Origin of the sequence: Acinetobacter rudis (assembly GCF_000829675.1) — a bacterium.
Classification (GTDB): domain Bacteria; phylum Pseudomonadota; class Gammaproteobacteria; order Pseudomonadales; family Moraxellaceae; genus Acinetobacter; species Acinetobacter rudis.
The window spans coordinates 1-16,372 of record NZ_BBRX01000080.1 but is presented as its reverse complement, the minus strand read 5'-3'; the positions used below and the strand labels follow the sequence as shown (position 1 = coordinate 16,372).

At 34.7% G+C, this 16,372-nt stretch carries 19 protein-coding genes, 1 pseudogene and 1 riboswitch; of the genes and pseudogenes, 16 read left to right on the top strand and 4 right to left on the bottom strand.

Going from position 1 to position 16,372, the window contains the following annotated elements; genetic code table 11:
* The 7 genes and pseudogenes from Aru01_RS18375 to Aru01_RS15995 form a co-directional block, all read left to right on the top strand.
* A pseudogene (locus tag Aru01_RS18375) lies at nt 1-1,087 on the top strand (hypothetical protein); the annotation flags it as partial.
* Nucleotides 1,087-1,296: a hypothetical protein gene (locus Aru01_RS16015; RefSeq protein WP_016656557.1), complete on the top strand. Its 210-nt coding sequence runs from the start codon at nt 1,087-1,089 to the stop codon at nt 1,294-1,296. The pseudogene Aru01_RS18375 and the gene Aru01_RS16015, both read left to right, overlap by 1 nt.
* Nucleotides 1,283-1,408 (top strand): hypothetical protein, encoded by a 126-nt coding sequence (locus Aru01_RS18720; protein ID WP_255209870.1) that lies wholly within the window; start codon nt 1,283-1,285, stop codon nt 1,406-1,408. The genes Aru01_RS16015 and Aru01_RS18720 overlap by 14 nt, the downstream gene beginning before the upstream one ends.
* Nucleotides 1,409-1,472: 64 nt before the next feature.
* A complete protein-coding gene (locus Aru01_RS16010) occupies nt 1,473-1,850 on the top strand; it encodes a hypothetical protein (protein ID WP_016656556.1) in 378 nt (125 codons plus the stop codon).
* Between the two features lie 57 nt (nt 1,851-1,907).
* Nucleotides 1,908-2,495, top strand: a complete 588-nt coding sequence (locus Aru01_RS16005) for an N-acetylmuramidase family protein (RefSeq protein WP_016656555.1) — start codon at nt 1,908-1,910, stop codon at nt 2,493-2,495.
* On the top strand, nt 2,492-2,974 hold the full coding sequence (locus tag Aru01_RS16000; RefSeq protein WP_016656554.1) for a hypothetical protein: 483 nt from the start codon (nt 2,492-2,494) through the stop codon (nt 2,972-2,974). The genes Aru01_RS16005 and Aru01_RS16000 overlap by 4 nt, the downstream gene beginning before the upstream one ends.
* On the top strand, nt 2,974-3,549 hold the full coding sequence (locus tag Aru01_RS15995) for a GNAT family N-acetyltransferase (RefSeq protein ID WP_016656553.1): 576 nt from the start codon (nt 2,974-2,976) through the stop codon (nt 3,547-3,549). Before Aru01_RS16000 ends, Aru01_RS15995 begins: the two co-directional genes overlap by 1 nt.
* Nucleotides 3,550-3,781: 232 nt before the next feature.
* On the opposite strand, the gene Aru01_RS15990 is transcribed toward Aru01_RS15995, so the two are convergent.
* Both Aru01_RS15990 and Aru01_RS18715 read right to left on the bottom strand, forming a co-directional pair.
* A complete protein-coding gene (locus tag Aru01_RS15990; RefSeq protein ID WP_016656552.1) occupies nt 3,782-3,979 on the bottom strand; it encodes a helix-turn-helix transcriptional regulator in 198 nt (65 codons plus the stop codon).
* Complete coding sequence (locus Aru01_RS18715) at nt 3,976-4,194, bottom strand: hypothetical protein (protein ID WP_228128741.1); 219 nt, start codon at nt 4,192-4,194, stop codon at nt 3,976-3,978. The genes Aru01_RS15990 and Aru01_RS18715 overlap by 4 nt, the downstream gene beginning before the upstream one ends.
* A 465-nt stretch (nt 4,195-4,659) precedes the next feature.
* On the opposite strand from Aru01_RS18715, the gene Aru01_RS15980 reads away from it, so the two are divergent.
* The 3 genes from Aru01_RS15980 (at nt 4,660) to ppa (ending at nt 7,978) form a co-directional block, all read left to right on the top strand.
* Nucleotides 4,660-6,801 carry a TonB-dependent siderophore receptor gene (locus Aru01_RS15980; protein ID WP_040331316.1) on the top strand — a complete coding sequence of 714 codons (2,142 nt, stop codon included), beginning with the start codon at nt 4,660-4,662 and terminating at the stop codon, nt 6,799-6,801.
* A gap of 70 nt (nt 6,802-6,871) precedes the next feature.
* Nucleotides 6,872-6,939, top strand: a riboswitch (Fluoride riboswitch).
* Between the two features lie 108 nt (nt 6,940-7,047).
* On the top strand, nt 7,048-7,428 hold the full coding sequence (gene crcB, locus Aru01_RS15975; protein WP_016656549.1) for a fluoride efflux transporter CrcB: 381 nt from the start codon (nt 7,048-7,050) through the stop codon (nt 7,426-7,428).
* Nucleotides 7,429-7,453: 25 nt separating this feature from the next.
* Nucleotides 7,454-7,978 (top strand): inorganic diphosphatase, encoded by a 525-nt coding sequence (ppa, locus tag Aru01_RS15970; RefSeq protein ID WP_016656548.1) that lies wholly within the window; start codon nt 7,454-7,456, stop codon nt 7,976-7,978.
* Nucleotides 7,979-8,053: 75 nt separating this feature from the next.
* On the opposite strand, the gene Aru01_RS15965 is transcribed toward ppa, so the two are convergent.
* The gene (locus Aru01_RS15965; protein ID WP_016656547.1) at nt 8,054-8,416 is read right to left on the bottom strand and encodes a DUF4377 domain-containing protein; all 363 of its coding nucleotides are present in this window, start codon (nt 8,414-8,416) and stop codon (nt 8,054-8,056) included.
* A 469-nt stretch (nt 8,417-8,885) separates the two neighbouring features.
* Here Aru01_RS15965 and gltS point away from each other — a divergent pair, with 469 nt between their 5' ends.
* The 6 genes from gltS (at nt 8,886) to Aru01_RS15935 (ending at nt 15,235) form a co-directional block, all read left to right on the top strand.
* A complete protein-coding gene (gene gltS / locus Aru01_RS15960) occupies nt 8,886-10,112 on the top strand; it encodes a sodium/glutamate symporter (protein WP_016656546.1) in 1,227 nt (408 codons plus the stop codon).
* A 458-nt stretch (nt 10,113-10,570) separates the two neighbouring features.
* Nucleotides 10,571-11,971, top strand: a complete 1,401-nt coding sequence (locus Aru01_RS15955; RefSeq protein WP_016656545.1) for a site-specific integrase — start codon at nt 10,571-10,573, stop codon at nt 11,969-11,971.
* Nucleotides 11,972-12,583: 612 nt separating this feature from the next.
* Nucleotides 12,584-12,727, top strand: a complete 144-nt coding sequence (locus Aru01_RS15950) for a hypothetical protein (RefSeq protein ID WP_016656544.1) — start codon at nt 12,584-12,586, stop codon at nt 12,725-12,727.
* Between the two features lie 375 nt (nt 12,728-13,102).
* Nucleotides 13,103-13,246 (top strand): hypothetical protein, encoded by a 144-nt coding sequence (locus Aru01_RS15945; protein ID WP_016656543.1) that lies wholly within the window; start codon nt 13,103-13,105, stop codon nt 13,244-13,246.
* Between the two features lie 733 nt (nt 13,247-13,979).
* Nucleotides 13,980-14,279: a hypothetical protein gene (locus Aru01_RS15940; protein ID WP_016656541.1), complete on the top strand. Its 300-nt coding sequence runs from the start codon at nt 13,980-13,982 to the stop codon at nt 14,277-14,279.
* Between the two features lie 506 nt (nt 14,280-14,785).
* Nucleotides 14,786-15,235 (top strand): lipocalin-like domain-containing protein, encoded by a 450-nt coding sequence (locus tag Aru01_RS15935; RefSeq protein ID WP_016656540.1) that lies wholly within the window; start codon nt 14,786-14,788, stop codon nt 15,233-15,235.
* Between the two features lie 135 nt (nt 15,236-15,370).
* On the opposite strand, the gene Aru01_RS15930 is transcribed toward Aru01_RS15935, so the two are convergent.
* The gene (locus Aru01_RS15930) at nt 15,371-16,228 is read right to left on the bottom strand and encodes an arylamine N-acetyltransferase family protein (protein ID WP_016656539.1); all 858 of its coding nucleotides are present in this window, start codon (nt 16,226-16,228) and stop codon (nt 15,371-15,373) included.
* Nucleotides 16,229-16,372: the final 144 nt, after the last annotated feature.

Below are 16,372 nucleotides of genomic sequence, written 5' to 3'. Positions count from 1 at the left end.
AGTCAATCCGAGTATGGCTGGCGCTGTTGATGAGATGGCAGGTGATGCTGGTAAATATGCTGGTGTTTGGTCTGAGCAGTCTGCACGTATTGAAGGCGACATGGCTCAAGCTAAACGCATTGATCAAGTCTCTGTAGAGATGCAGCAAAACAATGCTGTATTGAAGTCTGAGATCGAAGCAACAGCAACAACGGCACATGCTGCGATCAAGGCCACAGAAACTATGCAGACGACTGTTGGTGAAAACAGGGCCTCGATTGAGAAACAGCAGCAATCGATTGATGGCGTTTATGCTCAGCAATATATGAAGTTTGATGTGAATGGTCATATTGTTGGTCATGGTTCGATGAACGATGGCAAAACAGGCACCATGATCTTTAACTACGATGCAGTTCATTTTGGGGCGCCAGTTGGAGTTGATGGTATTCAACCTAAGCCGCTCATGTCCTTACAAACAAAGGCGGATACATTACCTAATGGCACTATTATTCCTCCTGGTCTGTATGTGTCTAATGGTTATTTTGGACGAATTGATGCATCAAAACTTTGGGTTGACGATCTTAGTGCAATTACTGCGAGCTTTGGATCACTTAAAGTTAAATCCGCTAATATTGAGAGAGAGGCCGTTGATAGCAGTAAGATTAAAAAACTTTCTGTTGAGTCTGGTCATATTAAAGATTTATCAGTTGATACACTTAAGATCAAAGATAATGCCGTAACTGTTAGTGTTGCATCTGAAAACTCAGGTGATCTTATCATTGAGACAAGTGGAGGTCCGGTACGATGCAATATCGGCATTGAGGTTTCATCTGGGCCCGTGGCTCAGTCTAATGGCCCATCTCTAAGCGTGAGGTTGTATCGAGATGATATTTTAATTAGAAATTATTGGCTTAGTCATACTGGACAGTTTAACGATTATAGTGGTGAGAGCACATATCTCTATTATTTCTATAGTTATACTTGCGAGCTTCCAATGGTTGTTGATCAGCCAATTGCTGGAATACATAGATATAGAGTAGACATCGTTGCAAGTGGTTTTACTGTGACAGGACCTGCTTCTATAGCTTTAATGGAGGTTAAAAAATAGTGAAGCGAGTTTTTATTAATCAAGATATGTCAATAGGTTCTGTATTGAGTGGTAGCTCAGAGATGATTGAGTTAAATACTGTAAGACCCTGCAATTATATTGATGTGGATGGTATTTATTTTTTTGAACAAGGTGATTATTTTGATGCTAAAAAATCATCAATAGTAAATAGCGAGACAAAGAAGGAATTTAAAGTTGAAAAAACTTAATTTAGTAATTTTATGTGCTTTGTTGATTCAAGCTTGTAGTACATATGATCCAGTGCGTTACAAAGAAATGCGTGATTATGAAAATGAATTGCATGACAAAATGAATGGTTAATTAAATAACCGGAAAATATGACCCGCGAAAGCGGTTTTTTTATGTCTAAAATTTGGGAAAACCAATGGAACCAGTTTCTACAGGCAGTTTAACTGCCTTTTTAAAATTCTATGGGGCTGCAATTGCTGTAACTTTGGCAATTGCAGCCGTAGCAACAGTTGTCATCATGATGCGCTTTCCACGCTCACCACAGGAATGGGCGGTTGGCCTGATTTGTACAGTCGTCTCTAGCCTTGCAGGTGGATCGTTCATTATTGTCCGTTGGGGTCTACATGAATGGGTAACAGACATTTGGGGAATGATTGCCCTCGGGGGCTTTTTTTTCGTCTGTGGTTTACCAGGATGGGCAATTGTACGTTGGACTTTTAACTTCATAAATCGTCAAGAGGGTAAAACCATTGTTGAGGTAGTGAGAGAGATAAAGAAAGTCAAAGATGAATAGTTTAAAAAAGTTGAATGCCGCCTTTTATGGCGGTTTTATTTTGTCTGGAGAAAAGTAGTGTCTAAGAAATTAACAACTGAACAAATTGAAAAACAAGCTGCATCATTGAGTATCTCTGTGCCAGCACTTCGAGCCGTGATTGAGGTTGAATGTAAGGGTAGTGGCTTCAATAGCGACCAAACGCCAGTTATTCTTTTTGAACGTCACGTTTTTCGTCAGCGTTTAATTGCAAATAACAAAGCGCAAGCTGCTGAAAAGGCCATGCGTGAGCGACCAGATCTATGCAATAAGGCTGCTGGTGGATATGGTTTATATTCTGCTCAACATGGGCGTTTAAATGCAGCAACTCAATATCATCGAGATTCTGCACTTGAATCTGCTTCATGGGGATTGGGTCAGGTGATGGGCTATCACTGGAAGTCTTTAGGTTATCCAAATTTACAGAATTTCATTAATGCCATGTATCGAGATGAAGCATCACAACTTGATGCAATGTGTCGCTATATCAAAGTAAATAATCTGGTCAAAGCCTTGCAAAACAAAGATTGGAAAGCCTTTGCACGTGGTTATAACGGCCCAGCATATGCAAAAAATCAATACGATGTGAAGCTGGCTAATGCTTATAAAAAGTGGGGTGGGAAGTGAACCTATACCTCATCTGGAAATACAAATACTGGATCGCAATTGCGGTCCTTTCTTTTATCTGCTTAGGGCAATTGGCTTATACCAATCATTTGGGTGGTGAGCTGATTAAGGCAGAGGCTAAACATAAAACTGAATTAGCTGTCTCTCAAGCCTTAACTGAAAAGGCCAAAGCTGAAGCTGCATCGAAAGAAAAACAATGGTCTGAACAACTGTTAAAAGCGGAGCAAAACTATAATGTTAAAATCAAACAAGTCATGGCTGATGCTACTCGTGCTCAGTCCGCTGCTGATCGCCTGTCAAAGCAACTCGATACAGCCAAAAGCCGTATGTCCACAGTTCCCAAAGAAACCATCATTAAGTACACCAATACCAGCTCAGACATACTCAAAGAGTGCATCGCTAAATATCGAACGATGGCAGAAGCGGCTGATGGACACACAGTTGATGTCAGGCTATTGAGTGAAGGGTGGCCGGAGTAATGAATGCTCAGTCTAGTGAATGGGTTTTGTGTATTATGTGGGCTTTAGAGCACAGGGTTATATCAAAATATATGAAAAAATGTTATTTGACTGATTTACTGTTAGCTGATGTACCTAGTTTGGTTAGAGTTTATACCGACCCCGTAACTCGTAAATATTTGGGTGGCCCTTTATCAGGCTCTGTTGCTGAGTTACGTGCTTTAGAGGATGTTAAAAAATTACAAGATTTACCTGTATGGGCTATAAGAGTGACTGAGAGTCACGATTTTGTTGGTACAATCTCTTTAGATAATCATCATGATGGTTTAGATATCGAAGTTTCGTATGAATTGCTTCCAGAATTTATGGGTAAAGGATATGCCACTGAAGCGCTTAGTTTGGTTTTATCTTATGCATTTAATGAAATTAAGCTTCAAAAATTGATAGCTGAAACCCAAACTAAAAATAAATCATCAGTCAAGTTGTTGAAGAGGGCAGGTTTTAGTTTTGAAAGAAATTTAATACGTTATGAATCACACCAAGCTATTTACTCAATAACCAATCATCTTTACTTCAATAGAGAAGGTAAAAATTAAAATTTAAGGAAATCAACAATCTCATCGACAAAAATACCAGCTAATCTACGCATCCCTTGTCCTGATCTACAGCAATTGGAATCAGGACAGGGTAGCGCTCTAATTATATGGTCGTTTGATACAATGAATGTCAAACAAAACATGATGCTATTGTGAAAGCCCTTATGTCAGGGCATTCTGTCAGTTGGATATTGAGTTATATCCATATAATCAAAGGCTTGAAGTAGATAATTTAATCTGAATCATCTTGAAAAATAGCTTCAATAGATAAATTAAAAACTTTTGAAAGCTTAAATGCCAAGGGGAGACTTGGGTCGTAACGTCCTTTCTCAATAGCATTCACAGTTTGGCGGGAAACACTTAATAGTTCAGCAAGTTGCTGTTGAGACCATCCTTGTTTGCCTCTTAACTCAGAAATAATATTGTTCATCTATATCGCCAAATTCCAAACGCAACACCCATACCCCACAAAGTTGCCATGATCGGCCATATCATAAATATAGGGAAGTGGGGGAAGCCAATATTTTCTAAAAAACCATAACTAAAAGTAGCTAAGGCTGTTCCTGTGAAGGCAAAAGCAAGTGCATTTAACTGAATTTGGCGCTGCAATTCATCTAATCGGTTGATAAGCCTGATGACGCTCATAACAGTAAATATGCAAGGTAACACGGGTAATAAACAAATTATAATTTGTACTGTGTGATCAAGGTTATCTTTTTTTAGATAATTTAAGGAGAATGTAAGTACTATCAAATAGAGTACTAAACTTAGACTTATTTCTAACAGGTATCTGAAATTTTTCATATTGCATAGTTGTCAAGGAAACTTTACATAAAGTAGTTTATTTTGCTTTATATGTAAAGGTCGCTTTACATTTTTTTGAGTTTAAATTTATAAAAAGTCGTATGTCCATTAACCCCAAAGAAAACATCATCAAGTATTTCAAAAATAACTCAGATGTTCTTAGATATTTAGCCGCTGAATATCGAGCGCAGGTTTAAATAGTTGAAGGACACTCAATTGATGTTGGTTGATTGAGTAAAGTAAATGTATTTTGATAATGATAACTGTTATCATTTTATTTACAGGCTATCTACTGATTTTGATAAAATGATTTTTAAAACATCTCAACTAACACGAATGCTAGCAAGCATTACTCTTTGTAGTTTAAATAGTGGACTTTATGCTGATACAGATGCTGTAGTTCTGCCAACAATTGAATTACATGCTAATCGAAGTGATAACATTGGTTATACTATTGGTAAAACTACAGCCACAAACAAATTGGATCTAGATGTTAGGCATACACCACAAAGTGTATATGCTGTGACTAGTCAACAAATCGAAGAACAAAACCTGAATTCTACTGATGATATTCTGACACAGGTCCCTGGTGTAAATGTTATACGATACGGGCAATTAGGCGCTGGCTATACAACGTATTATAGTCGTGGATTTGCAATTCAAAATATCCAACGTGATGGAATCCCGACTACATCTGCTTCGTTTGGTGGTTCAGATATGCTAGGTATTGAAGACTCTGCAATTTATGAGCGTGTTGAAGTCATTAAAGGATCTAATGGTCTGACAAATGGTTCAGGGCAGCCAAGTGCAAGTATAAACTATGTGCGTAAACGACCTACAGAAGAACTAACAGGTTCGATTAAGTTGCAAGCAGGTTCATGGGATAATTATCGAAGTCAAGTCGATATTAGTGGTGCCTTAAGCGATGATGGTTCTATTCGTGGGCGTGCTATTGGAGTATATGACCAAGGTGGAAGTCAGCAAGACCGTTTTGATAGACGTAATGCATTGTTCTATGGGGCACTGGATTTTGATCTTGATCAAAATACTATATTGAGTACAGCGCTAAGTTTGCAGCAAATTCGTCTAGACCAAGCCACACCACACGGTTTTCCGTTTGTTTCTCATGAATCCAATCGTCAACAAGTGCATTTCGGCCCTAATGATAATCCAGCAGCAGAATGGACCTACAGTGATACAGATAAACTTAATATATTTCTTGGATTAGAGCACCAATTCCAGAATGGTTGGAAGGGGGTCGCTAATTATAGTTTTACTCATGCTGACAATGATCGTGTCTACGGTGTCGCTGGGTCCGGTGGTATTACTTATAAGGGTGATTACGTTGTAAATAAAGATTTAACTCTTCATGCAGGTCAAATGGCTGTTACGAGTGGAAGAATACGTAATTCACCTGATGTGCATTCACTAGATCTTTATGGTAATGGGAATTTTAATTTCTTAGGACGTCAACACCAATTAAGTATAGGTCTAAATGGTTATCGTATTAAATCTGATGATCCTAAATATAATCGTTACTTCAGCGCTGTACAGATTGATGGTTGGGATGGGAAGTTAGCTCGCCCAGATATGCCAGAAGTGGGACGTAATATTAATGATGAGCAACAATATGGTGGTTTTTTAGCCTTGGATTTGAATTTGCTAGATCCTTTAAAATTATTACTTGGGAGTCGTGTGAGTCAATGGGAGCGTAAAGTCACCAACAATCAGCAAAAGCAGAATGGGATTTTCACACCGTATATCGGTTTGGTCTACGATATAAATGAAAGGTATTCAGCATATACAAGTTATACCTCTATATTTAACCCATCAAGTAATGAAGACAGTATGGGGAACTACTTAGATCCTGAAGAAGGTAATAGCTTCGAGGTTGGTATAAAAGCTAACTATTTTGACGGACGTTTGAATACTAGTGCTGCATATTATCAAATGAAACAGGATAACTTTGCAGTCAAAGATGGTACGATTATTAATCCTAATGGTAAACAAGCATATACCACCACTAATGGCGCGGAAATTAAAGGAGTAGATATTAGTCTAGCTGGTGAGTTATTACCAAATTGGAATATACAAGCAGGATATAGTTATATTGATGCAAAAAATAAAGATGGCGAACCACTTAAAACAGACTTGCCTGAACATAACATAAAAATATTTACAACATACCAATGGAATAAATGGACTTTAGGTGGAGGTGTTAACTGGCAAAGTAAAATTTACGATGCAGGAGCCAAAGGTATTGTGGCGGAATATAATCGCCAACCATCCTATGCCTTAGTAAGCCTAATGGGAAGATATGAAGTTAGGCCAGATTTAAGTCTAGGTTTAAATGTGAATAATCTTTTAGATGAGGAGTATAAGGTGAATACAAGTAATACCTGGGGTACAGGTCGTCAAATTACTGGCTCATTAAGTTACCAATTTTAACTTAAAGCAATTATCAATAATTAATAAAATATAAAATTATTGATTTTTGCTTAAAAAGTTTTAAAATTCTATTAACAAAGGAGATGGTAATCCTCCTTAAACAAACCGCCAATTCTGGCTGATGATGCCTACGTTTCCCTCTTAAGCAGGGTGCGTAGGTTTGCGCTCTGTTTTTATAAAAAATTGGAGCTGCTATATGTTTTTTATCTATACCCCCCCTTTTATAAATGATTATAAGGGGAAATAATGTATCTCCCTCTTATATCGATTGCTCTTGGTTCCGTAATTGGTGCTTGGATTCGTTGGGCTATAAGTATTAAATTTAACACTTTATTTGAAAATATTCCTTTTGGAACCGTATTAGTTAACTTGATAGGTGCTTTTATCATAGGGTTAGCTGTATCATTTTTTTCAAATATCCCCTTAGATTCGAATTATAAATTATTCGTTATAACAGGCTTTTGCGGTGCTCTAACTACTTTCTCAACATTCTCAATTGAGGTCGTTGGAATGTTACAGGCTTCAAAAATTGAGTATGCTTTATTAACAATAGTCATTCATGTTATTGGATCTCTAATCTTTACTTTACTTGGAATATTCAGTTACCAACTGATCAACAACCATTAACATTGAAATATTAAAGGATAAGAACATGAGTTTTAAAAAAGTAATTGCTGGCATTAATCCTCCAGATGATTTATATAGCATCATTGAAATTCCTGCTAACTCAAAACCTGTTAAATATGAAGTGAATAAAGAATATGATGAGTTATTGGTTGATCGTTTCTTAACGACAGCTATGTCTTATCCTTCTAATTACGGCTATATACCTCAAACACTCAGCGAAGATGGCGATCCATTAGATATATTCGTAATTGCTCCACATTCTGTGGCTGTAGGTTCTGTGATTCGTAGCCGCCCCATTGGTGTGATGTATATGGAAGACGAAGCTGGTATTGATGCAAAGATTATTGCAGTTCCCCATCCCAAATTAACACCTTTGTATAATGATATTAAAGAGATAGATGATCTTCCTGAGCTTCAATTAAATCAAATGAAACATTTTTTTGAACATTATAAAGATTTAGAGCAAGGTAAATGGATGAAGTTTAATGGTTGGGGAGAGTTGGAAGCTGCTAGAATAGAAATTTTAAAATCAATCCAAGCTTATAAATGATCTGAAAATAAAAAGGACTCAAATTTGAGTCCTTTTTAAATTTACAAACATAGGTCTAAATACAATCTTATTAAATTATAGTTTTTGAATAAATTCATAGTTTATATTTGATCTATCAGCAATGCGTGGATCATTAGGAAGATGTATTGCCTTAACTTTAAGAGTTACTGGTTTACCTTCAATATGTGAATATCCATTAATATCAGAGTAAAAGTATTCCCATTTTGAGTTTTTATAGATTTTTTTTCCTTTAGAGTTGAAGTTAAAAGTTTTAACTTGTAAACACTGTTTCCGCATAACACCAGCATCGCAACTTTTTGTTTTTGCTGCAATATCCATGTAAATAATTTCCTCTTTGTCAATATTTTTAGGCTGTGATTGAGCATAAGATGTTATTGGTGCAACAACTAATAGAGAAAGTAGAATTTTTTTCATCATTGATTATCCTATTGGTTTTATAAAGTTAAATTTTATAATGAATCCCTATGGGGCAGATTCAACTTGTTAATAACAAGTATTTCTACACTATTTAAGTTTTAAGTTCAATTCATGTTTGTTGATGAAATAAAAAATAAAAGATACGATAAATTCGTGTTTATGAAATTAAGTATGTCATGCATGTTTTTAAATATTTAAACAACTAAGTGGTTGATAAATATTATTATTTAAATTTTTTTTTAACTTATCATTTGATAGTAAGACTTGAGTGAATAAAAACTATGTTATATTTTTACAACTGAGCTCAATAGTATTTAAAAAGATTAACAGATTCGTTATTTATTCTATAAATTATTGATGAATCACAATATTAATTGGATAAGCTTAAGTTTTGATAGCAATATCTAATGCAGCAAAAATTTAAGCAACGTCTATCGACAAATATAACTTGATAAATAAAGAAATTAAAATGAATTTTGAAATAGATGCTTTTGGAACTTTAGTTATTGCAGTTTTGGTACTTTTCATAGGAAGGGTATTAATACAAAAAATTCCTATTCTAAGGAACTATAATATTCCTGAACCTGTAGCAGGTGGAATAATTGCTGCACTTTTCTCTTATATTTTATTTAAATTTTTTGACTTAAGTCTCAAATTTGATGCGGATATACAAAAGACATTAATGTTAATGTTTTTTACATCTATTGGGTTAAGTGCTAGCTTAATAAAGTTAAAGCAGGGTGGTCGCGCACTTTTAACATTTTTAGTCTGTATCTCAGGTTATGTGATTGTACAGAATCTTGTAGGTGTAAGTTTAGCTAAGGTTTTAGGACTTGATCCTCTTATTGGATTAGTAACAGGCTCTATAACTTTAACTGGTGGACATGGTACAGCAGGAGCATGGGGCGCTATTTTAGAACAAGAATATGCAATAAAAGGTGCTATTGTTTTAGGAATGGCGAGTGCTACATTTGGTTTAATTATTGGTGGGGTTATTGGTGGCCCAGTAGCAAATTACTTAATACGTAGGAATAATTTAGCCACTGAGTCTAAGCAAGATAAAGATCAGAATGATGATATTTCATCTAATGCAGTAATTACTGCATTTGAATACCCTCATAAAACGAGACTAATTACTGCTAAAAATGCTGTAACAACATTAGGAATATTTGCTACATGTATATATATGGCAAATTTTATGACATGGCTTAGTAAAGGTTATTGGTTTGAATTGCCAACTTTCGTTTGGGCTCTTGCAAGCGGTGTTATTGTTCGGAATATTCTAGAATTAGTATTAAAAATTGATATTTTTGATCGTGCTATTGATGTTTTTGGGAATGCGTCTCTATCTTTATATCTTGCTATGGCACTTCTATCGCTTCAACTTTGGCTATTATCTGATTTAGCAGGTTCGTTGTTGCTAATTTTGCTTGTGCAAACATTTGTACTAGCACTTTATACGATTTTCATAACATTTAGAGTGATGGGAAAAAATTATGATGCAGCAGTTTTATCAGCAGGGCATTGTGGATTTGGAATGGGAGCAACACCTACAGCTATAGCTAATATTCAAGCCGTAACAAATACATATGGACCATCACACAAAGCCTTTCTTCTTATTCCATTATGTGGTGCATTTTTCATTGATATTATTAATGCTGGAGTTATACAAATTACATTGAAAATACTTGGGTAAATATGATGTTTTGGTAGAGCGTGAAGTTCGATCCAGTATGTTTAAAGTATTGAGATAACCAATTATTTAATATGATGATAGAGGGGTTACAGGAGTCTACTCGTGGTAGACCATGAGTAGACTATAGAAATATTGCATCAGCTATCCACGTATTGCGTGATATTGCAATAATGCATATAAGTAGTTGATATATTGATGAATAGTTTGTGGGGTATGGTGATATATTGCGAGAAATTGTTGTATTTTTTAATAAATCTTAGAATTATGAGTCCGCTGCTCTAACCAACTGAGCTATAGGCCCTATTAATTAAATGCATTTAAAATCAATGCTTTCAATGGTGTTCGATTCTACACAATAAAAATTTTAATTGCAATAATTATATTTGTAGGCGTTTTGTAGGCACTACAGTTTATTGCATGTTATTGTACAGCTTCGATAACGTATCGCATTCTATATTATGTCTAGTCAAAAAACAAAGCTAACCAAGACATTTGTCGATTCTTTACCCATTTCTCCCGATAAGCAAGTATTCTACAGGGATTCGGAGCTTCTTGGCTTTGCATTACGTGTAACATCATCCAAGGTATATATAGTTGAGCGGAGGTTAGGATCAGGTACATCCTCTGTTAGGGTAACAATTGGTAAACATGGGGACATTACCATAGCGCAAGCAAGGCAAAAGGCTCAAGTTTTACTTGCTCAAATGGCTACTGGCGTAAACCCAAACCACTTGAAAAAAGAAAAAAAATTTAAAATAGATGAGAAAACTGAATTAGCTACAAGTCAACCTACACTTAATGACGCCTACCACGCATACAAATCTGAACGTCAATTAAGTGAAAAAACTTTACGTGATTACAATCAGTGTATGAACGATTATCTTGGAGATTGGAAAGAGACTAGATTAATCGACATTACTTGTAAGATGGTTCAAGACAAACATGCACTATTAACCATCAGATCAAAAGCAAGGGCTAATCTTGCAATGCGTTTTTTACGTGCTTTATTTAACTTTTCAACTGAATATTATCTTGATTTAGAAGATCGAAATATTATTGATGTATTCAATCCTGTTAATACTCTAAATGCTAAAAAGTTATGGAATAAGGTACGATGTAGAAACGGATACATTTGTAAAGATCAACTCAAGAATTGGATCAATACAGTATTGTCAACTGAGTGGGTAGGTCAGCAATACTATAACCATAATGCTTATACGAATCAGGATTTTATGCTTTTTATTCTATTAACAGGATTTCGTAGAGAAGAAGCCGAGTGTGTAGAATGGAAGGATGTTGATCTGAAATATGGAACAATAACATCTATAGACCCAAAAAGTGGTGATCCACAGACCTTACCTGTTGGACCAATATTACTGCATCTTTTAAAAGCTAGATTTGACCGATCAGGGTTAAAACCTTATGTGTTTCAAGCAAAGCAGGGTAATGGTCATATAACTAATCGAAGCAAGGCGAGATTAAAGGTGGCGGAAATATCTGGAATTGAATTTACATTCCACGATTTAAGGAGAACATTTTTAAGTTTGGCGAATAGTATCAACATCGGTTTGTGCACAATCAAGAGCCTTATAGACCACACAACAGAAATATCCTCTGAGGATGTAACGGATGGTTATATTCAAGTCTCATTTGATGATCTAAAAGATGCAATGACTAAAATTGAGAATGTGGTGTTTGATGCTGCCGCAAAACAAACGATATATCAGCGATCATTTAAAAAAGTAACCCGACATCAAGATTATCTTGAAGACGCTATAGCTTTGGAGTTGGAGAAAAATCCAAGTTTAAAAGCTTTATCTAAAATTGAAAAATTAAATGCTGTAATGAAGCCAAAATAAAACAGCCATCAAATCATAGCTTCGGCTGCTTTTTCCTCAATGGTTGTTTGATCTAAACTTGATATCTATTCTACCTCGGCAACTTCGATCATAGCCTGGTATCCGGTTTTGAAGCATTGAGCAGTATTTCCAGCATTAGCAAACATAAATACATCATAAAAAGCTTGGTATAACTTGCTTGTTGGCTATTTCGGCAATTAAATAAAACCTTCTGGTATGGCTTAAAATTAAGTTAATTGTGAATGCTGCACTAAGCAAACTCAGTACGGTTACATTTATATCCATTAATTTTGAGTGCATCAAGCGTTGTTAGAATTAGAGTATTTTAAATGTCACGCATAAGTGAAGGGGCTAGAGGTAGTTCGGTGGAAACAAACTTTAATAAGAGACTTTGAATATCGGCCATAACTGACTTCCACTGTTCTTCAGTTCTGTCATATCGTGTTTATGCCAACTAAAAATACACCTGTAAAATACAGTTTGTGGGATTATGGACAATGCAGTACAGGCTGTGTGAAGTCTTGTTCTGGATTTATAGGGTCAGTCAGACGTAATGGATGGTTGGTTGATATAAGCATAGATCACTCTTTTAATTTTAACTCGCGGTCTGAGATGATTGTTAGAGGAAGATTTGCGGATTATTGGCATGATCTAGATACCAATATCAGTACAGATGATCCAGATCAGTTCGGCAAAGTTGGTAAAGCGACTCAAGGTGCTATGCGTGCACATACACTTTACTTAAACAAATTTTAATGAACGCAGACTTAACGACTGAACTCACCAACAATAAGCCAAGGCAATATATCCATAACTACTATGGTAAATATTGGAAACATCTTTGGCCGCATTAACTGTAGGTGACATAGCTGATCAATTTTAGCAATTGGTGAGTGAGACAGATGGTGCAGAAAGACCTGATCATGTATATCTGAGATTATCAAGAATATTATGATTGGTGTACTTACCAATAAGAATCTGATACTAAACAAAAAAGTTAAAATAGATGCTGTTGAATCAGAAAATAATTTTAAGATGGTACTGTGATCATTAGAGGTTTAGAGCAGTCGATTAATGATCTGATAGCACCGTACGTCAAGAAATCATCAGTTCGATTTTAAGGAGAGTGTGATGGATTTACTTGGTGCAATTCAGACTGATATTGCTGAAGATTTAGATAAAGACTTCGGGGTGGTCGTATATCAATTTAGTCGTACTAAGGACATTTACTCTATTGGATATGATTTTGCGACTCAATCATATCCAATAGAGTAATATGAAAGCTAATAGTCGTGATGTACTGTTTGGCTTATATGTGTGAGATAGGGTTAAATCCACTGATTGTATGGCCGCCAATAGTAAAACTACGATATTGCATAGTGATGTGGCTGCTAATGTAATGTGGGTATTATTGTTAAGAAAAGTTGAAATTTGAATCAGTATTAATATTAAATATTGCCAAATTTATTAGATGGTTCAAGATGAAGTTAATCATTTTATTTTTCTCTCTCACATTTTCCTTAACAATACATGCAGTTGAAGATATAACGCAATACAGACAGTGTTTTGATTCACATGAGAAAAAGAGCATAAGCCCTTGCATTGTTTCTTATGGTACGAATATTTATGGTAAATATCTAGAATTGAGCTTTATTAATAAGACCTATCGTATAAAGCAGTCTAAAATCTGTAATCTTGAGAAGTGTAGCTTTGAGATGAATGAAAATTTACATCAGCTTTCAGAAGTAGATATGTACTTCTTGAGTAATCAGCTTAATAAAGTAGACAAAAGATCAGATACAAAAACATGGACATGTTTTAAAAAGAATTATAGTAAGCATCGAGTCTGTTTTAAATCTATTTAGTCTGTGCCCACTTTAGTGGGTTTTTTATGAAAAAGTCCATTAGGTAGCTTTGATCTAAGCACCCTGTTATTTTATTATCAAAATAATGAGGGCGTAATTCAGCATAATTGGTATGCTGTCCTAAATTGATAGAGGGTAGCTGGTTGAGAATACTTATTATTAGTTTAATTTTTCTGATTAGCCTAGAAGTGCATGCAGGTAAAAGGCCATCAGAATGCCATGAATATTATCATGTCGGACATGCCATCATGTATATGAGGCAAAATGATGTACCACTGACCAAAATAATGGATCTCACAGAAGACTTAATAGAAACTAAGGATCTGATTATAAAAATGATCAATGAAGCTTATAGCGCTCCAGTACTTGAAACGAAAGAGGCGAAAGAAAAGGCAGCAAGAGATTTTGGAAACAAAAAGTATTTGATCTGCTATGAAATATAGAATTAGATATTTAAAAAACAAAGCACTAAAGGCGTTATTGCTAAAGAAACGGGTATGTCCATCTTGATATTAATATTCGCGCCAATAAAAATATTAGTGATTATAGAAAGAACAATTGCAATATCAAAATTAAAGGTAAATTTCATAATTTTAAATGATTAGTCGTGGCATTAGACTTGAGTTTAAGGGTGTGTTGGTAATTGAAGCAGCAGGCTGTATTTAGACTGCTTATAAATAGCTTTGATTAGATCATAAAGTTTGTATTTTTATGCTATTTCTAATGGAAAATGAGAACTAAATTTAATCTAAAATCATTATGATTTTTATAAGTGGGATGATTAACCTAAATAAAAAATTCGAAAATTATTATTGCTATCAAATGATTTCAAGTAGACCTTATTAAATGAATTGTTATTTAAGTTGTACATACTGCTATGTTATGTAAGTTGAGAGGTTAAAAAAATCTTATTAATGTATAAAGCATTTTTTGATCTAGAAATGGAATTATGAAAAAATCAATTATGCTCAGCACTCTTATCGGTTCAAGTCTTATTTTTACTGCTTGTACAACAATGCAAAATAACGTTGAAAGTGAGACAGCCACTACATCGGAAGCTAGTATGTCATCGAATGATTCTACAGTGACATCAGAGGGCGCTAATGTAAATGAAATTTCAAAGTTATATGGCAATTGGGTGGAAAAAAATCCTATTAATGATACTGAGTTTCAAGGGTTTAGGTTAAATCAAGATCTAAGCGCTAGTTCTATAAACATGGAAACTTTACAGTATCAATCATGGAGTTATCAAGATAACACTTTGAGCTTAGTCGCGCGTAGCATCGGTAACAAAGTATCAGGTGTTGATACATTAACATATAAAGTAATTTCTGTGGACGAAACGACTTTGGTTCTTGATAATAATGGTCAGCAATTAGTATTTAAGAAACAACAATAGTAAATAATGTGTTATATCTTGAATTAAATTGAAATACGATTGATTATGTTATATGGATCATTACCCCTACAACTATTAGTAGGGGGGTGTGAAATATATTTGATAATGTATAAGGAGTTTTTAAAAAGAGATTTTTTAATGCAATCCTAATTTTTTAGATAATAAATCTACCTCTTCTTGACTTAAAACGATTTGGAAAAATTGACTGAAAATATCTTTGTAATCCTTAATGTTGAACAAGTTTTGTTTAATTACACCATTTTTAGAATATATTTTAAGAATATTATTATTTAGTGATACTCTTTGGTTTTGATGAATAATTGAAAAAATTAAATTTTGTGTAAATATTGATTTTGGTGAAGTTGAAACATACCAATGAGCAAGTAGAAGATCAGATTTAGCCACATAATGATCAGGATTAAAAGCATAAATATTTATCCATTCATCTTTAATGAGCGCTTGTAGCATATATTTCATACTGATTAATGCGGAAATAGGAACTTCAGAATCCTGAACATCAATAATACGGAATATGCCAAGTGGACTTTCTTGCTTTTCTCCAATTTTACTTAATGGAATTACGCTAGTCGGTGTTTGTCCTCCGAAACCTGGATCAAAAAGAAACAACTCCTCATCTATCCTGACGATAGTGATTAAGTGTGTTCGTGGTGGCGTGGCAGTATGCATATTTTGATAGTAAACACGGCCTAAAAGATTAAAAGTATCAAAGCCAAGGTCACTTAAAACATATTGAGTTAAAACATTATGCTCTAAACAATATCCACCTTTATTTTGATCTATCATTTTTGTTGCAATATTTTCTGGATCTATATTCGTTGGTATGCCTAGATATTGATACAGGTTTCCAAATGCAATACTTCTAATATGTGATGCTAATAGGGCTTCTAGGCTGTCTAATGTTGGAGAAAACCTTTTATTTAAGCCAATTTTACGTAAATATTGCTGTGATATGGATGATAGATGCTGTTCCATGATTGACTTGCCTCTGATATCAGAAAAGAATGATCACTATTTTTGAATAGTGTAGAATTCTAAGCGTTGAAATCATTATTATCCAATGGAGCGTAAAACCTCACCGTTCAGGGTGAGGATATAAGCGACGGGTGTTAGCCAAAA

What these genes read in the sequence shown, in the direction of transcription:
- Aru01_RS15965 (WP_016656547.1), bottom strand. Translation starts at nt 8,416, where the DNA reads ATGATGAAAAAAATTCTACTTTCTCTATTAGTTGTTGCACCAATAACA.
- Aru01_RS15945 (WP_016656543.1), top strand. Translation starts at nt 13,103, where the DNA reads ATGGATTTACTTGGTGCAATTCAGACTGATATTGCTGAAGATTTAGAT.
- Aru01_RS15950 (WP_016656544.1), top strand. Translation starts at nt 12,584, where the DNA reads ATGATTGTTAGAGGAAGATTTGCGGATTATTGGCATGATCTAGATACC.
- gltS (WP_016656546.1), top strand. Translation starts at nt 8,886, where the DNA reads ATGAATTTTGAAATAGATGCTTTTGGAACTTTAGTTATTGCAGTTTTG.
- Aru01_RS15990 (WP_016656552.1), bottom strand. Translation starts at nt 3,979, where the DNA reads ATGAACAATATTATTTCTGAGTTAAGAGGCAAACAAGGATGGTCTCAA.
- Aru01_RS18715 (WP_228128741.1), bottom strand. Translation starts at nt 4,194, where the DNA reads ATGAGCGTCATCAGGCTTATCAACCGATTAGATGAATTGCAGCGCCAA.
- ppa (WP_016656548.1), top strand. Translation starts at nt 7,454, where the DNA reads ATGAGTTTTAAAAAAGTAATTGCTGGCATTAATCCTCCAGATGATTTA.
- Aru01_RS16010 (WP_016656556.1), top strand. Translation starts at nt 1,473, where the DNA reads ATGGAACCAGTTTCTACAGGCAGTTTAACTGCCTTTTTAAAATTCTAT.
- Aru01_RS15930 (WP_016656539.1), bottom strand. Translation starts at nt 16,228, where the DNA reads ATGGAACAGCATCTATCATCCATATCACAGCAATATTTACGTAAAATT.
- Aru01_RS15995 (WP_016656553.1), top strand. Translation starts at nt 2,974, where the DNA reads ATGAATGCTCAGTCTAGTGAATGGGTTTTGTGTATTATGTGGGCTTTA.
- crcB (WP_016656549.1), top strand. Translation starts at nt 7,048, where the DNA reads ATGTATCTCCCTCTTATATCGATTGCTCTTGGTTCCGTAATTGGTGCT.
- Aru01_RS15955 (WP_016656545.1), top strand. Translation starts at nt 10,571, where the DNA reads ATGTCTAGTCAAAAAACAAAGCTAACCAAGACATTTGTCGATTCTTTA.
- Aru01_RS15980 (WP_040331316.1), top strand. Translation starts at nt 4,660, where the DNA reads ATGATTTTTAAAACATCTCAACTAACACGAATGCTAGCAAGCATTACT.
- Aru01_RS15935 (WP_016656540.1), top strand. Translation starts at nt 14,786, where the DNA reads ATGAAAAAATCAATTATGCTCAGCACTCTTATCGGTTCAAGTCTTATT.